Source organism: Polaromonas sp. P3_C2, assembly GCF_056402675.1.
In genome coordinates, this window is sequence record NZ_JBFUGX010001079.1 from 1 (window position 1) to 893 (window position 893).

2 protein-coding genes are annotated in these 893 nt (G+C 59.7%); both read right to left on the reverse strand.

The window, feature by feature from the left end; all coding sequences use genetic code 11:
• Positions 1-19: 19 nt before the first annotated feature.
• A complete protein-coding gene (locus tag AC1DWI_RS24720) occupies positions 20-610 on the reverse strand; it encodes a DUF4337 domain-containing protein (RefSeq protein WP_477667923.1) in 591 nt (196 codons plus the stop codon).
• A 47-nt stretch (positions 611-657) separates the two neighbouring features.
• On the reverse strand, positions 658-893 hold a 236-nt coding region (locus AC1DWI_RS24725; protein WP_477726119.1), incomplete at its 5' end, for a dihydrofolate reductase.

Consider the following 893-nt stretch of genomic DNA (forward strand, 5'->3'; position numbering starts at 1 on the left):
GGACCTGCGCCAGCAGCTATTAAATATGTAGCAAGGCAAATACGCCGATGACCAGCCCCACGCCGGCCACGACGAACATGCCGTATTCAAGCCACTTCTTGCGGGTCAGCAGCGCAATGGCCGCCAGGGCAATGGCCACCTGCAGCACCGTGGTAGCCTGCGCCCAGCGGTGGTGCTGGTGCATCTGCTCATCGGACGATTTGTCCCAGGTGGTGGCCTCGGCTTCCAGTTTGTCGGCGACCACCTTGATCTCGTTCTTTTCCTTTTCGTAGCGGTCTACCTTGCCCTGGTAGCCGGCTTTTTTGTCCCCTGGCGCCAGGTCGCGGGCGAGTTCGGCCAGCGACTGCTTGGTGCTTTTCGACTGGAAGTAATTCCACTGGTTGGAAGCTTCCGTCTTCTTGATGGCCGCGTTGTTTTTATACAGGCCCGCATTGGCCTGCGTGGCACCGCCCATGTACGCAAAGATGGCGCCTATGGTGGCAATGATGGCCGTGATGACCGCGATTTGCGCGATCATGCCGCCGTTGTCGTGGCCGCCATGACCCCCCTGCGCCGCATGCTCGAGCTCATGGTCGTGGGGCCCGTGTACGTGAAATCCGCCTCCTGACATATCAGTTCCTTTGTGTGTTGTTATGCGTTGCTTGAGTTATTACAGGTCTATTTTTGATAGGTGATGAAGCTGAACTTCATTCCGTTGGCTGACACGTGGTCTTCACGCGCGGCCACCCGCCATTCGGGCCCCAGCGTCGGCGCGTAGGCGTCGCCTTCAATCTCTTCGGCAATCTCGGTGACTTCGATGCGCTCGGCCAGCGGCATCGCCTGCGCGTAGATTTGCGCGCCGCCCAGAATCCAAACTTCGGCCGACGAGGCACACAGCGCCAACGCGTCGGCCA